The sequence below is a fragment of the Natranaerobius thermophilus JW/NM-WN-LF genome (assembly GCF_000020005.1).
GTDB classification, from domain to species: domain Bacteria; phylum Bacillota; class Natranaerobiia; order Natranaerobiales; family Natranaerobiaceae; genus Natranaerobius; species Natranaerobius thermophilus.
This window is the reverse complement of record NC_010718.1, coordinates 1,748,252-1,764,797: the sequence shown is the minus strand read 5'-3', so window position 1 is coordinate 1,764,797 and position 16,546 is coordinate 1,748,252. Positions and strand designations below refer to the sequence as shown.

Here is a 16,546-nt window from a genome sequence, read left to right as displayed (position 1 = left end):
GGATATTCGATGCCAATTTTTTTATAGGAAAATGAAGGAACTATTTACTGATTTGTCGAAAGCATTTTTTGGCAATAGTTCTTAAATTTTGGATAAATTATTATTAAAGGAGGTATTTATTGTTGATTGATATTTTAATTGTAGATGATAATAAAGAATTTTGTGAAATTTTGAAGGATTACTTGGCTGAACATGACGATTTTAATGTTGTGGGTACTGCACATAATGGAGAAGAAGCTATCGAAAAAATTAAACAAAGTCCCCCTGATATTTTGTTACTTGACATTATTATGCCAATATTAGATGGAATAGGTGTATTAGAGTATCTGCAAAAAGAAGATTTCGAAAATAAGCCCAAAACTATTATGCTAACTGCCTTTGGTCACGAAAAGATAACACAACGGGCCGTTAGTCTAGGAGCCGACTATTACATTTTAAAACCCTTTAGCATGGATATTTTAGCAGATAGGATCAAACAATTGTATTCAGGTTTTGGGATGTCAAAACCTGAAATTGACAATCTAGCTGCTACCGATGATAGTAAAGAAATGGTACTTCAGGATTCTCAGAATATAGGTAATTCCATAAACCCCGAAAATAATAAAGTTGATTTAGAAGCAGAAATCACTGATATCATTCACGAATTGGGAGTTCCTGCTCATATAAAAGGATATCTTTATTTAAGAAAAGCAATTATGATGGTTATCGAAGACCCTGACTTATTAAATTCGGTAACTAAGATTTTATACCCCAAGATTGCTGAAACCTTTGAAACTACACCGAGTAGAGTTGAAAGGGCAATTAGACATGCCATTGAAGTAGCATGGAATAGAAATGATATCGAAACCATTAAGAATTTATTTGGATATACCATAAATACTGAAAAAGGGAAGCCAACGAATTCAGAATTTATTGCAATTGTAGCCGACAAATTGAGATTAAAAACAAAACAAAGAGCTTAAACTCTGAAGGTACATATCGAATTTAACTGATCTATCACTATTTGATCATGATTTAATTTATTTGACAGTTTTCTTTAAAAGCAATTATAATATAATATTAATTCGTATTTTTGAGGAGTCCTTGGAGTGAGAAAAATTAATGTTCATTGGCAAATATTGATAACTTTACTAATGATTCTATTTGCATTGTATCCTAATCCGCTAAAATTTGCTCAATCTATTTATCGAATAATTGATCCACCAATAGATACCCAAGAAGTTTTAAATTATCCTATCAGATTTATAGATGATGAAATAGATGTCCGCCAATTAGAATCAGCGGTAATTGAAAGTATACCTTATCAATATGATTGGACTACTTATGGAATGCCATGGTACTATCCAACAGTTGATGAAATCATTGCTAATCAAAAAGGTGATTGTAAATCAAGGATGGTAATTTTTGCATCCATGCTAGAGTATAGACAAGAACCATATACTATTAAATATTCTTTAGATCATTTTTGGGTAGATTATCCTGGTAAATTGGATACACCTATTGAAAGTGATGAATTGGCGATCTTTTCTCACGAAGAGGGCTTTCAAATGCCAAATGTTCAATGGGATGTAACATTAAATACGTACACTGCTTTTTGGGATTATATGCCCTAGCAAGTAAAAATCACTTTTAGCTTGAGTTGGTTATTACCCGCATTCTTAGCAAAGAGATATAATAAATACTTTGAAAAAATCAACCGCTTATAAGCGGTTGATTTTTTATTTATAGCTAATAGCAAATTAAGTCATACTAATTAATGAATCAGTTACACTATGGAATCAGTTACACAATTAAGATGTATTAGCCATTAGGAGGATATATATTGATCAGTCCAATCAAGCAAGGGAAAATAAAAGGAAGAGGGAAATTAGGATTTAAAACTAAAGATTTAACACCACTGCTTGATTCCGGTGATATAGCTATTATAAGACATGAAGATATTGATGAAATAGCCGCCAGATCATTGTGTGAAGCAAATATAAAGGCTGTTATTAATCTCAGTGACAGCATGACTGGATATTATCCTAATCAAGGTCCGAGGGTATTTATTGAACACAGTGTTCCATTGATTGATCAAGTTGATGAAAATATTATAGATAAATTAAAACCAGAAAGAGATATATTCATAGATGGTGAGTGTATATATCAAGATGACGAATTAATAGGTAGAGGTCGAATTGTAAATTTACAAGTTATTAGCCAGTTAGAAAAAATCGCTGAAAACAATTTTGAAACTCGCCTGAGAGAGTTCGTAGAAAACACTTTTCAATATGCAATTAAAGAAAAAGATTTAATGTTAAAAGATCTGTATACCGATGAGTTATCATCTGATCTTGTTAATTTATTTTATAATAGACATTGTGTGATTGTTGTTAGAGGTAAAGATTATCGTAAAGATTTAGATGCCATCTCAGAATATATAAATGAAGAAAATCCTGTACTTATTGGGGTTGATGGAGGAGCAGATGCATTAATAGAATATGGCTTCTCACCTGATATTGTAATAGGAGATATGGATAGTATTTCAGATTATGCTCTTAATAAAATCAAAAATCGAATTGTGCATGCTTACCCCAATGGAAGTGCGCCTGGTGCGAAAAGATTAAAAAAACTAGGTTTAGATTATAATGATATCCCTGCACCTGGGACCAGTGAGGATCTAGCTTTATTACTGGCTTACCAAATGGAAGCTCGTCTATTAGTAGCTTTGGGGACTCATACTCATGTAATTGACTTTTTAGAAAAGGGCCGTCAGGGAATGGCAAGTACTTTTTTAGCAAGACTAAAGGTTGGTGAAAAATTAGTTGATGCCAAGGGAGTTAGTCAACTTTATCGGCCGAGAGTTAAGTTACAATCTTTAGGTTTAATTGTAGTTTCAGCCATATTACCTGTAGTGATATTAGCTATGCTTTCCCCAATAGTGGCGCATTTTTTTAGGTTATTGTATCTATATGTACGTTTGTTTTTCTGATTAGGAGGTTTTAAAGTTGTTTAAAATAAACCATTACATAATTACGATTGTCTCGCTATTTTGTAGCCTGGCAATAGGTATACTTATGGGAATGAGTATGGGAGACGATATTTTAGTTCGACAGCAAGAGGAAATTATCTATCGTTTAGAAAAACATTTTGATGAACTCGCAGAAGAAAACGAACGTTTGATCGAAGAAAAACAAGAATTAAGCAATGAATTAGAAGAACTTCAACAAGCTCGAAACGATATCAAAGACACTTACAATGATGTTGTTTCGGAGAATAATGAACTGTTTGTAATGGTTAATGAAAGGCCGTTATCTTTAGAACATCAATTAGAAACCTTTGGTCTTAAAGATTATAGATACTTAGATCAAACAGAATTAAAGTCTTTAAATGAAAATGACAGGGTAGTTGATTATCTAGAATCTACTGAAATTGTTATTATCCTAGGTCCTGAACCTGAAACTTTCAATTAGGAGCGTAAATTATGACTTATCCTAAGGTTTCTGCTATTATTCCAGCCTGTAATGAAGGGAATAATATCGTAGATACTATCAGAGGTTTGCAAGATTTAAATGAAGTTAATGAAATTATTGTTGTAGATGATGGCTCAAAAGATGAAACTTTTGAATTAGCTAAGGCTCAAGGGGTAAGTTGTGTTAAACTAGATAAAAATTATGGAAAAGGTAAAGCCCTATATACAGGGGTTGAGTCTAGTGATAGTCAGGTGGTAGCCTTTGTTGATGCTGATCTCGGTCAAACCGCTAAAAAAATCAAGAGTTTGATTACTCCAGTAGTGTGCGGTGAGGCTGATATGGCAATAGTTAAGTTTCCTAAAGAAGGCAATTATAAATACGGTGGATTTGGATTAGTAAAAAAGTTGGCTAAAACTGGGACTTATTTATTGACAGGGAAAGTAACCGAAGCTTCTCTGTCAGGACAAAGAGTTATAAACAGAGAACTGGCTAAACAGCTTTTAGAGTTAGAAATTGACAGTGGATATGGAGTAGAACTGGGAATGACAGTTGAGGCTTTAAAACGAGAAGCAAAAGTGATTGAAGTTGAAGAAAATATGTCTCACAGAAAGACTGGTAAAGATTTACAAGGGTTCCTTCATCGTGGGAAACAGTTTATACAAATTTTGATAACATTATTACGTAAAAAATTTGTTCAAATGTACTAAACAGATAATTGAACTTGGAGAGTTGTGTATGTGGACCCCATTTTACTGGAAGTTACTAGGACTATTTTTAACAGTATTGTTAGTAACAAGAGTTAGTTTAATTGTCTTTAAAGATATATTAATCAATGCCAATTTAGTTACAAAAAATTTCAGGGGTAAGTGTATACCGGGGAAAATGGGAATTGTTTTCCCAATAATAATAGTACCGATAGCTGTTATTTTGTTTATTATGGGTTTAGATCCACTACATATATTATTAATGGTTTTTCTGTTATTTTCCCTTGCAGTGATGGGGTTAATTGATGATTTTAGCCTTGACCAAGAAAAAGGATTAATAGGACATATTTACCTTTTCTTAAAAAAGGGTTCTGTATCAGCTGGTTTTTTAAAGGCATTGTTTGGAGTAAAAATTGGGTTATTATTTTCTTTAATTGCAGCAGGAGAATTTTATGGACCTATATTGTTAATAGATGTGATGATAATTTCTTTATCAGCAAATTTAGTTAATTTATTAGATGTGAAGCCAGGTAGGGCAGCCAAATGGTCACTAATATGGGGGATTATCTTTATTGTTATTTTAGATAATAATTTTGAACTGCTAATACCTCTGATGGCCATGTTAACTGCTTATGCCATGGGGGATATACAAGAACATTACATGATGGGTGATACAGGAGCCAATCCTATAGGAGGATATTTAGGAGGGATAGCTGTTTTATCATTTACATTAGAAGAAAAATTAATTTATTTTGGTTTTTTATTAACAATACATATTTTGACAGAGTTTTATTCCTTAAGTACAATAATAAAAAAATCTATTGTCCTAAGTTTTATTGACGAGTTAGGTAGAAAATGATCTGGTGTTGAGAACCGGAGGGAGAAAATAATGGTGGATAATAAATTAAGTAACAGCTTTCATGTCAATGAAAGTGAAATCAAACAGATATTAAATTCAACTCATGATGGCATGCTTGCCGTTGATGATCAAGGTATTGTAACTTTATTTAATAATGCAGCCGAGAGGATCACAAATATAAAAAAAGTAGATGTACTCGGTAAATATGCCGAAAAAGTAATTCCAAATACCAGGCTCCCTATAATCTTACAAACTGGCGTCCCGGAATATAATCGTCGACAGGAACTTGATCAAAAAACTACAATAATAACAAATAGAGTGCCAGTTTTTGACGACCACGACAATATAATGGGAGCTGTAGCTGTTTTTAGAGATATTACTGAAGTGATTTCCCTAGCCGAAGAAGTAACTGATCTCAAAGAGATTGAAAGCATGTTAAAGGCGATTATTAATTCGACTCAGGATGCTATTTCAGTTGTCGATGAAGACGGATTAGGAATTTTAATTAATCCAGCTTATACGGAATTAACTGGATTAACTGAAGAAGATGTAATTGGTAGGCCTGCAACAGTAGACATAGCAGAAGGCGAGAGTATGCACTATAAAGTATTGCAGACTATGGATTCAGTTAAAAACGTACCTATGAAAGTTGGGCCAAATAAAAAAGATGTAATTGTCGATGTAGCCCCTATCGTAGTTGATGGAAAATTGAAAGGAAGTGTAGGTGTAATACACGATGTTTCTAAAATAAAACAGTTAACTGAAGAACTTAATGAAGCCAAGAGTATAATTAGAAAATTAGAGGCTAAATATACCTTCGAAGATATAATTGGTCTATCAGAAGATATTGAGACTGCTATTCAACTGGCTAAAACTGCAGCCACTACTCCTGCTACTGTTTTATTAAGAGGTGAAAGTGGAACGGGAAAAGAGCTCTTTGCTCATGCCATTCATAATACTAGTGAAAGGAAATATAATCCCTTTGTCAGAGTTAATTGTGCGTCACTTCCTGAAAGTTTACTAGAAAGTGAATTATTTGGGTATGAGGAAGGTGCCTTTACTGGAGCTAAGAAAGGTGGTAAAAAAGGAGTTTTTGAACAAGCCAAAAATGGGACAATTTTTCTTGACGAGATTGGAGAAATGACTTTAAATTTACAAACTAAATTATTAAGAGTTTTGCAAGAATGGGAAATTGTGAGAGTTGGTGGAGAAAGACCGATTTCTATAAACTGTCGAGTAATTGCTGCTACTAACAGAGAATTAGAAAAGGCTGTAAATGAAGGGGATTTTAGAAGAGATTTGTACTATAGATTAAATGTTATACCAATCCGAATCCCCCCATTACAGGAACGCACTGAAGACATTCCATTATTGGCCCAACATTTAATTAAAAAATTTAATCAAGAATATGGCAGAAATGTTAAAGAAGTTTCTAACGAAGCTTTGAAAATTTTAGAAAGTTATCACTGGCCAGGAAATGTTCGGGAACTAGAAAATTTTATTGGTAGAGCAATGATTAATATGAATATGAAAGAGTTTGAAATCAAACCCAAACACTTACCTCCAATTCACACTCTTGCGGAAAAAAATCAGGCCCCATTAATTGCTCCAGGAATGGAACTTTTAAGTAATGATAATCAGATGAGTTTAAAAGACATCCTAACAGAAACGGAAAAGCAGGTAATTAAACAAACATTAGAAGACTATAATGGCAATAGAGAACAAGCTGCCAAACAATTGGGGATAGGTTTGAGAACTTTGTATTATAAATTAGAAAAATATCAAATCAATCAATAAAATCTAGAAATATGAAAAATAACTGAAAGGTATTGCATGTAATATTTTGCAAAAAAACTGCAACAAATTGCAGTTAACCTAATTGCCAAACTCCTTTTTATAGGGTGATTTGGCAGTTATTTTTTTGGCATGATATTTGCATTAATATAAATAATAGAAATTGTATTATTTTTGTGAAAACAAAAAGCAGTAATTTGAAAGGAGGAATAAGAATTGGTTAAAAATCTGGATGAAGTTTTTAATAAAGCTAAAGAGTATACAACTCAAAAAGTTAGTGTAGCAGCTGCCGAAGATAAAGAAGTTCTCATAGCTTTGAAAGAAGCAGCTGAAAATGAAATTTGTGAACCAATCCTAGTTGGTGATGAGAAAAAAATCAAAGAAATAGCAGACGAGCTAAACTTTGATGTGAGTAGTTACAAAATAATCAATGAGTCTGAACCTGCTAAAGCTTCTCAAATGGCGGTTAAATTAGTCAATCAAGGTGAAGCTGATACTGTTATGAAAGGTCATGTACAAACAAGAGATTTATTAAAAGCAGTTCTCGATAAAGAAAATGGGTTGCGGACTGGTAATATCCTAAGTCATATCGCTATTTTAGATGTACCGGAATATGATAAATTATTGTTTTTAACTGATGCTGCCATGAACATTGCCCCTGATTTAGATCAAAAGGTCAATATTGTTCAAAATTCAGTAGACATTGCCAATGATATGAATATTGAAAAACCTAAAGTAGCTCCTTTAGCAGCAGTTGAAGTTGTGAACCCTGATATGGAAGCTACTAAAGAAGCAGCTTTGCTTTCTAAAATGGCTGATAGAGGGCAAATCAAAAATGCCCATGTTGATGGTCCTTTGGCCCTTGATAATGCGATTTCTAAAGAAGCTGCAGCTCAGAAAAAGATTGATAGTCCTGTTGCCGGAGATGCCGATATTTTACTTGTTCCTGATATTGAAGCTGGTAACATTCTTTATAAGTCCTTGACTCATTTGGCAAAAGGTCAAATTGCTGGGATAATCGCGGGAGCAAAAACACCAGTAATTCTCACTTCTAGAGCCGACCCACATGAAGCCAAAGTTTATTCTATTGCTGCCGCGTGTATGATGATGGCTAATAGAAAGTAATAGGAAGTAAATTTTTACTAAAATTATTAATCAAGGAGGTAGTTTTTATGAAGATTTTAGAGACAATGAAAGCTTCAGATTATGAACAACTGGTATTTTGTCAGGACGAAAAGACTGGTCTTAAAGGAATTATTGCTATCCATGATACCACACTTGGACCAGCCCTTGGCGGCACTAGAATGTGGACCTATGACAATGAAGAAGAAGCTATTGAAGACGTGCTAAGACTAGCAAGAGGTATGACTTACAAATCAGCTGCAGCTGGATTGAACCTTGGTGGAGGAAAAGGTGTTATTATTGGTGATCCTAAAAAAGACAAATCGGAAGAAATGTGGAGAGCTTTTGGTAGATTTGTTCAATCATTAAACGGACGATATATAACTGCTGAAGATGTGGGTGTTAGAGAAACAGACTTGGAAATTGTTAATACTGAAACTGATTTTGCTGTTGGACTACCAGGTAAGAGTGGCAACCCTTCACCTGCTACTGCTTATGGAGTTTATTCAGGTATAAAAGCTGTTGCTGATGAAATTTGGGGAAGTGCAGATCTAAATGGAAAAACTATTGCTATACAGGGTGCAGGTAGTGTAGGATATTACTTAAGTGAGCTACTTCATAAAGATGGAGCAAAATTAATTGTCACTGATATAGATAAAGAGGCTGTAGACAAGTTAGTTTCAGACTTTGGTGCCACTGCTGTGGAAACTGATGAAATCTATGAACAAGAAGCTGATATTTTTGCCCCTTGTGCATTAGGTGCTATCTTAAACGATGAAACTATTCCAAAATTAAAAGTAAAAGCGGTGGCTGGAGCTGCTAATAATCAGCTAGAAGATGAGAAACGCCATGCTGAAGAATTGAAAAAACGAGGGATAGTTTATGCTCCTGATTATGTAATTAATGCCGGTGGAGTTATTAATGTCTCCTTCGAATTAACTGGATATGATGAGGAAAGAGCATATAGAAAAATCTCTACTATATATGACAATATTAAGAAAATCTTTAATATAGCAAATAGAGATGATATCACATCTCATGAAGCTGCCAACAGAATGGCAGAAGAACGAATCGAAGCGATTAAGCATGTAAAAACTAGTTATATTAATAAATAAATTACTAATCATTTGGAGGGTTGCAATATGAAACAAGAACATCGCTTGTTAGTAATAAATCCTGGATCCACCTCCACAAAAATAGCTGTCTATGAAGGTGAAAGCCCATTAATTGAAAAGAAACTCGAACATTCACCAGAGGAATTAAATAAGTTTCAAGACATTATAGACCAATATGACTTTAGAAAAGATAGTATTCTGAACTTTCTAGATGAACAGGGCATGAACTTTAATAAACTAGATGCAGTTGTCGCCAGAGGTGGGCTGTTAAAGCCTATCTCTGGTGGTACATTCAAAGTGAATGATTTGATGGTCGAACATCTAAGACAGGGTTATCAAGGAGAGCACGCTTCCAATTTGGGAGGTATTATAGCTAAAGAAATATCTAATCAACTTGATATTCCAGCCTATATTGTTGATCCAGTGGTAGTTGATGAATTACAGGATATTGCACGTATATCAGGGTTTGAGCCAATTGAAAGAAAAAGCATTTTCCATGCATTAAATCACAAAGCAGTTGCCAGAAAAGCAGCAGCTCAACTAGGTAAAAAATATGAAGAAGCTAATTTAGTAGTAGTTCATTTAGGTGGAGGTATCTCCGTGGGGGCGCATAATTGCGGTGATGTCATCGATGTTAATAATGCCCTCGATGGAGAAGGACCCTTTTCACCAGAACGAAGTGGTGGACTCCCTAATGGTGATTTAGTACGATATATAGATGAGCACAATTTAACCTGGAAAGAATTAAAACGACAGTTGGTTGGTAACGGTGGACTAGTATCTTATTTAGATACCAATGATGGTAAAAAAGTTCAAGAGATGATACAATCAGGCGATGAGAAAGCTGAAAAAGTATATGAAGCCATGATCTATCAAATAGCTAAAGAGATAGGTTCCTGTGCTGTTGTATTAAAAGGTGAATTAGATGCTATTGTATTAACTGGTGGATTAGCTCATGATGAATATCTAGTTTCTAGAATGAAGGAATATATTAAATTCTTGGGTGAAATTCTAGTCTTTCCTGGAGAAGATGAGATGCAATCCTTGGCCGAAGGTGGCTTAAGAGTCTTAAGAAATGAAGAAACTCCGAAAGATTACTCTTAATTATGAAAGTATTGGTGATCTTATGACAAAATATCCCAAAATTCCTGAAACAGACATTATTGTATTTGCCGGACATTTCGGAAGCGGTAAAACAGAAAATGCTATTAATTATAGTATGTGGTTGCAATCTCAAGGAGAACAGGTGAGTCTTATTGACTTAGATATAATTAATCCATATTTTAGATCTAGGGAAGTCCAGACTGTTCTAGAAGAGCAAGGGATAAATCCAATTATCCCTAGAAAAGAGTTACAACAAGCTGACTTTCCTGTGATCACTCCTCAGGTGAGAGGGGCTCTCTCTCAACCTGAGGGGAAAATTATTGTGGACTTAGGTGGTGACCCTGACGGATCTATCCCCATGGGTAGTTTTAAAAATTTCATTTCAGAAGAAAACTATGAAATGTGGCTTGTACTAAATGCTAATAGAATCCAAACTTCTAATTACGATAAAACCATAGACTTAGCGAAAAATATTCAAAAAAGTTCTAGGCTGAAAATTACTGGTATTATTAATAACACTCACATGAAAAATGACACCACAGAAGAAGATATAATTAAAGGATACAAATTTAGCCAACAAGTTTCCCAGTATTTTGGGGTACCACTAATTTATACTACTGTACCAGAACAGCTAATTACTAAGTTTAAGGAAAAAAACAATGAAATAGAGAACAATCAAATAGAGAATTTAATGCCGATAAAAAATTATTTAACAACACCGTGGGAATAATTTTAGCCCTAAATTATAGTAAATGATTTATAAACTTGAAAGGAGGGTACCAAGTGGCCAAGAAAAAAGGTAGGGTAACTTTTAAGGAAGAGAGATGCAAAGGTTGTGAGCTTTGTGTGGAAGCTTGTCCACAAAAAATAGTAAAATTGTCTGATAAAATTAATAGTAAAGGTTATCATCCTGCTACAGTGGATGATATGGACAAATGCATTGCATGTGCAATGTGTGCTCGTATGTGCCCGGACTTAGTAATTGAAGTCTTTGATGAAACAGAGAAAGAATAAGTTGTAAGGGAGGAGGGTTTAATGAATATGGAAAAGACATTAATGAAAGGAAACGAAGCTATTGGAGAAGCCGCTATTAGGGCCGGGTGTAGATTTTTCTTTGGATATCCTATCACCCCACAAAACGAGTTGCCCGAATATATGTCTCGGCGGTTACTAGAAGTTGATGGAACTTTTATTCAAGCTGAAAGTGAAGTAAGTGCCATTAATATGGTTTATGGTGCTGCAGGGGCTGGTGCCCGGGTAATGACAAGTTCTTCTAGTCCCGGTATCAGCTTAAAACAAGAAGGTATTTCTTATATCGCGGGTGCAGAAGTTCCTTGTGTGATTGCAAACATCGTTAGAGGAGGACCCGGTCTAGGAAGTATTCAGCCTGCTCAATCAGATTATTTTCAATCCACTAAAGCGGGAGGACATGGGGATTACTTTGTGATCACTTACGCACCAGCTTCAGTACAGGAACTTGTCGATTTAACTATGGATGCCTTCGAAGTGGCAGATAAATATAGAAACCCTGCCATGATTTTTGGTGATGGAATTTTAGGGCAGATGATGGAACCAGTCGAATTAAGTAAAGACCCTGTTGAACAATTGCCAGAAAAAGAATGGGCCACAACAGGTATGGGAGATAGAACTTCATCTAATATTATAAATTCTCTAGCTTTACAAGCCGAAAAATTAGAAGACCACAATCTAAAATTAAAGGAAAAATACGATCAAATTCAAGCAAATGAAACTAGATACGAAATCTTACATGAAGATGCGGAATACTTTGTAGTAGCGTACGGTACTACATCAAGGGCCTGCAAAAATGCTATTAATCAACTTCGCGAAAAAGGATACAATATTGGACTAATTAGACCAATCAGTATCTGGCCATTCCCCTTCGAAGCCTTTGAAAAAGTTGCTGGTAATGCAAAAGAATATATTACAGTTGAAATGAATTTAGGTCAAATGGTAGAAGACGTTAAACTGGCCGTAAACGGAGCCGCTCCTGTCAAATTTTATGGCCGAACTGGCGGTGTAGTGCCTACACCTTCAGAAATAGCAAAAGAAATAGAGCGGCTGCTAGGAGGTGACCAGTAATGGCTAAACAAGTATTTAAAAAACCTGAAGCCTTAACTGATAATCAAATGCACTATTGCCCTGGTTGTACTCATGGAATAATTCACAGATTGGTTGCGGAATCCATGGATGAATTAGGAGAAAGAGAAAGCGCTGTAGGTGTTGCTCCTGTTGGATGTGCAGTTTTAGCTTATAATTACTTTAATTGTGATATGCAGCAAGCTGCCCATGGGCGAGCTCCTGCAGTGGCCACCGGCATTAAAAGAGTACATCCTGAAAGCTTAGTGTTCACTTATCAAGGTGACGGTGACTTGGCTTCTATTGGTACTGCAGAAATTGTACATGCTGCGGCCCGTGGTGAAAATATCAGTGTAATATTTGTCAATAATGCAATTTACGGAATGACTGGAGGACAAATGGCTCCTACCACCTTGGAGGGGCAAAAAACTACCACTTCACAAGCTGGGCGAGACCTAAACATTGCAGGATTCCCCATTCAAACGTCCGAAATGCTGGCTACTTTGGATGGAGCTAGTTATATTACACGTCAAACTGTTCATAATGTGGGTGGTGTACAGAAGACCAAAAAAGCAATTAAGAAAGCTTTTGAAATCCAAATGAACAAACAAGGTTTCAGCATGATCGAAATTCTATCAAACTGCCCAACCAATTGGGGTATGAGTCCAAAAGAATCTATTCAATGGATAAATGATAATATGGTACCCAACTATCCTCTCGGGGATGTAAAAACCCCCAAGGAGGTGGAGTAAGATGCAAGAAGTCATTATGGCTGGTTTCGGCGGACAAGGTGTTATGAGTATGGGGCAGCTGCTCACCTACGCAGGGATGCTTGAGTCAAAAGGTGTAGCTTGGATGCCTTCCTATGGACCAGAAATGAGAGGTGGAACTGCTAACTGCACTGTTGTGATTACAGATGAAGAACAGGTGGGTTCACCTATAGTTTCCAATCCTGACACATTAATTGCAATGAATTATCCATCTCTTGTAAAATTCAAAGATAGTATCAAGGCTGGAGGAGTACTCCTATATAACAGTTCCTTAATTGAAGAAGAAGTAGAAAGTATTGATGATGTGGATATATATCCTATACCTGCCAATGAAATCGCTAATGAATTAGGAGAATCCAGGATAGCTAACATGGTTATGTTAGGTGCTTTTATTGAAAAAACACATGCAGTATCAATTGATTCTGTATTAGAATCACTAAAAAAAGTTCTACCGGAAAAGCGCCACAATTTAATACCTGTAAATGAAAAGGCATTGAGAAAAGGCGCAGAAATGGTTAAATAAAACAAATAAATTTATATTTGTCTCATAATATAAAGTAGAGCCTGTAGCAACAGGCTCTACTTTATATATCATAATGGAGTGAAAATTTTGGTTAATTTGTCGGTATATCAAGGTAAAGTTTTGAAAATATTAAATGAAAACCCTGATAGTCAAGACCTACAAATATCTGTAAACTATTATAGCAATGTTAATCAAACTAACAATAATTTGAACAATCACTACCATTATTTTTTAACTAGAGCCAAATTATATAAATCTTTTTGTACACCTGCCAGGATAGGAGACATTGTCTTAATAAACAGGACTGCTCAAGAACTTGCCCTTGGAACTGGTGGGTTAGATTATGTGATTTCTAATCTATCTTTTCCTTCAATCAACCATTTTGATAAAGGCCATATTATGAAACTTCGTTACACTCCTTTACAATTTGGGGTACAAACCATTGAAGAAACCCAGGAATATAAAATTAAAGAACGCAATTTTAATGATTTAAACGGCACACCAGTAGCAGTAGGCGAACTTCATAGCATGTTAATGCCTTTTACCGTAGCAATAAAAAAATTAAGACCTCAGTGGAAAATAGCATATATAATGACTGATGCTGGAGCGCTCCCCATGCAATTTTCCAAGGCTGTTACCAAATTAAAAGCAGAAGGCTTACTAGACCATACTATTACAACGGGAAATGCCTTTGGCGGTGAAATAGAAACAGTTAATTTGTTTTCAGCTCTAATTACAGCCTATTCAATTTTAAAAGTCGATATAGTTGTGATATTGATGGGGCCAGGCATAGTAGGTACAGGCACAAAATACGGATTTAGTGGTATTGAACAGCTATTTTCATTATATGCTATTGATAAATTATCTGGACGAAAATATTTAATTCCGCGAGTTAACTTTCAAGATAATCGGGTCAGACATCAGGGTTTATCTCATCATACCTTAACTATATTAAGTCACGCCTATAATATAAATTTAACTTTTCCGACAATGGGAACTAAATATGAAGGTCTTCTCTTAGATCAGTTAACCAAAGATCAAGAAATAGCAGCTCGGCATACAATTTCATGGATTAATGGAAAAGAGTGTCATGGTATATTTAAAAATTCCGGATTGCAAATGGAAACCATGGGTCGTAAAATTAATGATGAGCCTAAATTTTTTGAAACAATCTGGGTAACTGCAAAAAAAATTGTTATGGAGTGATTACCTTTGCAAGAACGTACTATCCAAAAAAACTCTATCTATAATGGTAAAATAGTTTCTTTAGAAAAACATAATGTGGATTTAGGAGATGGGAAACAAGGTGTTAGGGAAATAGTTCGTCATTCAGGAGCAGCTGCTATTTTACCTTTAACAGGCGGTAATGATGTATATTTAATTAAGCAATTCCGGAAAGCTTTGGAAAGGCAAACTTGGGAAATTCCCGCTGGTGTTTTAGAGAATGGTGAAGCACCTGAAGATTGTGCTGCCAGAGAGTTGCGAGAAGAATTGAAAATGTCTGCAAGAAATTTGCAATATTTAACGACTTTCAGTCCCAGTCCAGGGTATTTGGATGAAGAAGTATATCTATATGTGGCAACTGGGCTTTATGAAGACCCGGCTCTTCAGGATGAAGATGAAGTGTTATATACTGAAAAAATAAATTTAAATAATTTAATAGATAAAATTTCATCTGGCGATATTAAAGATGCCAAGACAATAATTTCAGTTTTATTTTATCTCAAATTTTACCAATAAATTATGGACGGTGATTTATAGATGACGAAGTACTTTACGGATCTACATATACATGTAGGACAAGCTAAAGGCTTACCAGTTAAAATAACTGCATCCAATAAAATGACTGTATATAATATTTTAGATTATTCATATAATGTCAAAGGATTAGATATCGTTGGAATAGTGGATTGTGCCTCGCCTCCTGTTATTTCTGAATTAGAGAAATTAATATCAAAGGGAGAGCTATGGGAACTCGATGATGGAGGGTTATTATATCGTAATGGTATGTTATTAATTCTTGGCTGTGAAGTAGAGATTCCAGTAGGTGCAGGTAGATCTCATTTCTTAGCTTATTTTCCTGATCTTACAGCACTTAAAAACTTTTCTAACTGGGCATCAAAGAATCTCAGTAATGTCCAATTGAGTTCCCAGTGCCTTAAATCCGATTTAGAAAGCTTTGTAAAAATAGTTCAAAGTTTAGACGGGATTTTTATGCCAGCCCACGCCTTTACTCCATTTAAAAGTTTACTTGGATCAAGCATAAATAATTTAAATGAATTAAATACAAGCAATTCTGACCTGGCAAATATAAACATAACTGCTGTCGAATTAGGTCTAAGCGCAGATAAATACTTGGCAGATCAAATACCTTCACTAAAAGGTATAAAATATATTACAAATTCAGATGCACACTCTCTCAACAAGATAGCCAGAGAATATAATTTAATACGATTAGAAGAACTGTCCTTTAAAAGTTTAATTAAACAGCTTTCTGGGTCCAGTAACAATATTGAAAATTTTGGGCTTCATCCTCAATTAGGGAAATATTATCGTAGTTTTTGTTTAGAGTGCGAAACTAATAATGGCTTTGAAGTCCCCCCAGTGACAAAGTGTCAATTTTGTAGTTCATCAAGGATAGTTACTGGTGTGTTAGATCGAATTGCTCAATTGTCTGGACGAAAAGATATGGATTCTAATAAGCACCCCCATAAGAAGCAGGGAAACTATACTTATCAGGTCCCGCTAGAAGATGTACCGGGCATTGGGAATAAAACTTATAAAAAATTAATTAGACAGTTGGGTCCTGAGATAAAAATTATCCATGACAGCACTGAATCTGAATTGGGTCAAGTAGTCTCTGCTAGAATAATAAAAAAAATCTTCCAAATCCGTAATGGTAATATATCCCTCACTCCTGGTGGTGGAGGTCACTATGGGAGAGTAAAAGCTTAACTACTTTTTGGTGATATCCCCTTAACAAGCTGCATAAAATATAGGGAGTTT

The 16,546-nt window shown here is 35.0% G+C and carries 18 protein-coding genes; all 18 read left to right on the top strand.

What is annotated here, in order from left to right:
• Positions 1-119 precede the first annotated feature (119 nt).
• The 18 genes from spo0A to NTHER_RS08445 all read left to right on the top strand — a co-directional run bounded on the left by spo0A (position 120) and on the right by NTHER_RS08445 (position 16,495).
• Positions 120-962, top strand: coding sequence for a sporulation transcription factor Spo0A (spo0A, locus tag NTHER_RS08530; protein ID WP_012448131.1), 843 nt, complete (start codon positions 120-122; stop codon positions 960-962).
• Positions 963-1,088: 126 nt separating this feature from the next.
• Positions 1,089-1,613: a hypothetical protein gene (locus tag NTHER_RS08525; RefSeq protein WP_012448130.1), complete on the top strand. Its 525-nt coding sequence runs from the start codon at positions 1,089-1,091 to the stop codon at positions 1,611-1,613.
• Positions 1,614-1,822: 209 nt separating this feature from the next.
• Positions 1,823-2,971, top strand: a complete 1,149-nt coding sequence (steA, locus tag NTHER_RS08520) for a putative cytokinetic ring protein SteA (RefSeq protein WP_012448129.1) — start codon at positions 1,823-1,825, stop codon at positions 2,969-2,971.
• A gap of 16 nt (positions 2,972-2,987) precedes the next feature.
• The gene (locus tag NTHER_RS08515; RefSeq protein WP_012448128.1) at positions 2,988-3,452 is read left to right on the top strand and encodes a DUF349 domain-containing protein; all 465 of its coding nucleotides are present in this window, start codon (positions 2,988-2,990) and stop codon (positions 3,450-3,452) included.
• 11 nt (positions 3,453-3,463) lie between these two features.
• A complete protein-coding gene (locus NTHER_RS08510; RefSeq protein WP_012448127.1) occupies positions 3,464-4,159 on the top strand; it encodes a glycosyltransferase family 2 protein in 696 nt (231 codons plus the stop codon).
• A 28-nt stretch (positions 4,160-4,187) separates the two neighbouring features.
• Complete coding sequence (locus NTHER_RS08505; RefSeq protein ID WP_012448126.1) at positions 4,188-5,015, top strand: glycosyl transferase; 828 nt, start codon at positions 4,188-4,190, stop codon at positions 5,013-5,015.
• Between the two features lie 30 nt (positions 5,016-5,045).
• Positions 5,046-6,812 (top strand): sigma-54 interaction domain-containing protein, encoded by a 1,767-nt coding sequence (locus NTHER_RS08500; protein ID WP_012448125.1) that lies wholly within the window; start codon positions 5,046-5,048, stop codon positions 6,810-6,812.
• A 213-nt stretch (positions 6,813-7,025) separates the two neighbouring features.
• Positions 7,026-7,934 (top strand): phosphate butyryltransferase, encoded by a 909-nt coding sequence (gene ptb / locus NTHER_RS08495; RefSeq protein ID WP_012448124.1) that lies wholly within the window; start codon positions 7,026-7,028, stop codon positions 7,932-7,934.
• 47 nt (positions 7,935-7,981) lie between these two features.
• A complete protein-coding gene (locus NTHER_RS08490; RefSeq protein ID WP_012448123.1) occupies positions 7,982-9,046 on the top strand; it encodes a Glu/Leu/Phe/Val family dehydrogenase in 1,065 nt (354 codons plus the stop codon).
• A gap of 27 nt (positions 9,047-9,073) precedes the next feature.
• Positions 9,074-10,150, top strand: a complete 1,077-nt coding sequence (buk, locus tag NTHER_RS08485; protein WP_012448122.1) for a butyrate kinase — start codon at positions 9,074-9,076, stop codon at positions 10,148-10,150.
• The gene (locus NTHER_RS08480; RefSeq protein WP_012448121.1) at positions 10,122-10,880 is read left to right on the top strand and encodes a nucleotide-binding protein; all 759 of its coding nucleotides are present in this window, start codon (positions 10,122-10,124) and stop codon (positions 10,878-10,880) included. Before buk ends, NTHER_RS08480 begins: the two co-directional genes overlap by 29 nt.
• 53 nt (positions 10,881-10,933) lie before the next feature.
• Complete coding sequence (locus tag NTHER_RS08475; protein WP_012448120.1) at positions 10,934-11,164, top strand: 4Fe-4S dicluster domain-containing protein; 231 nt, start codon at positions 10,934-10,936, stop codon at positions 11,162-11,164.
• Positions 11,165-11,191: 27 nt separating this feature from the next.
• The gene (locus NTHER_RS08470; protein ID WP_041367627.1) at positions 11,192-12,250 is read left to right on the top strand and encodes a 3-methyl-2-oxobutanoate dehydrogenase subunit VorB; all 1,059 of its coding nucleotides are present in this window, start codon (positions 11,192-11,194) and stop codon (positions 12,248-12,250) included.
• Positions 12,250-12,999: a thiamine pyrophosphate-dependent enzyme gene (locus tag NTHER_RS08465; protein WP_012448118.1), complete on the top strand. Its 750-nt coding sequence runs from the start codon at positions 12,250-12,252 to the stop codon at positions 12,997-12,999. Before NTHER_RS08470 ends, NTHER_RS08465 begins: the two co-directional genes overlap by 1 nt.
• 1 nt (position 13,000) lies before the next feature.
• Positions 13,001-13,540 carry a 2-oxoacid:acceptor oxidoreductase family protein gene (locus NTHER_RS08460; RefSeq protein WP_012448117.1) on the top strand — a complete coding sequence of 180 codons (540 nt, stop codon included), beginning with the start codon at positions 13,001-13,003 and terminating at the stop codon, positions 13,538-13,540.
• A gap of 87 nt (positions 13,541-13,627) precedes the next feature.
• Positions 13,628-14,746 carry a DUF3866 family protein gene (locus NTHER_RS08455; RefSeq protein ID WP_012448116.1) on the top strand — a complete coding sequence of 373 codons (1,119 nt, stop codon included), beginning with the start codon at positions 13,628-13,630 and terminating at the stop codon, positions 14,744-14,746.
• 6 nt (positions 14,747-14,752) lie between these two features.
• Entirely contained in the window at positions 14,753-15,280 is a 528-nt protein-coding gene (locus NTHER_RS08450) for an NUDIX hydrolase (protein ID WP_012448115.1), read from the top strand.
• 21 nt (positions 15,281-15,301) lie between these two features.
• Positions 15,302-16,495, top strand: coding sequence for an endonuclease Q family protein (locus NTHER_RS08445; RefSeq protein WP_012448114.1), 1,194 nt, complete (start codon positions 15,302-15,304; stop codon positions 16,493-16,495).
• The last annotated feature ends 51 nt before the right edge of the window (positions 16,496-16,546 follow it).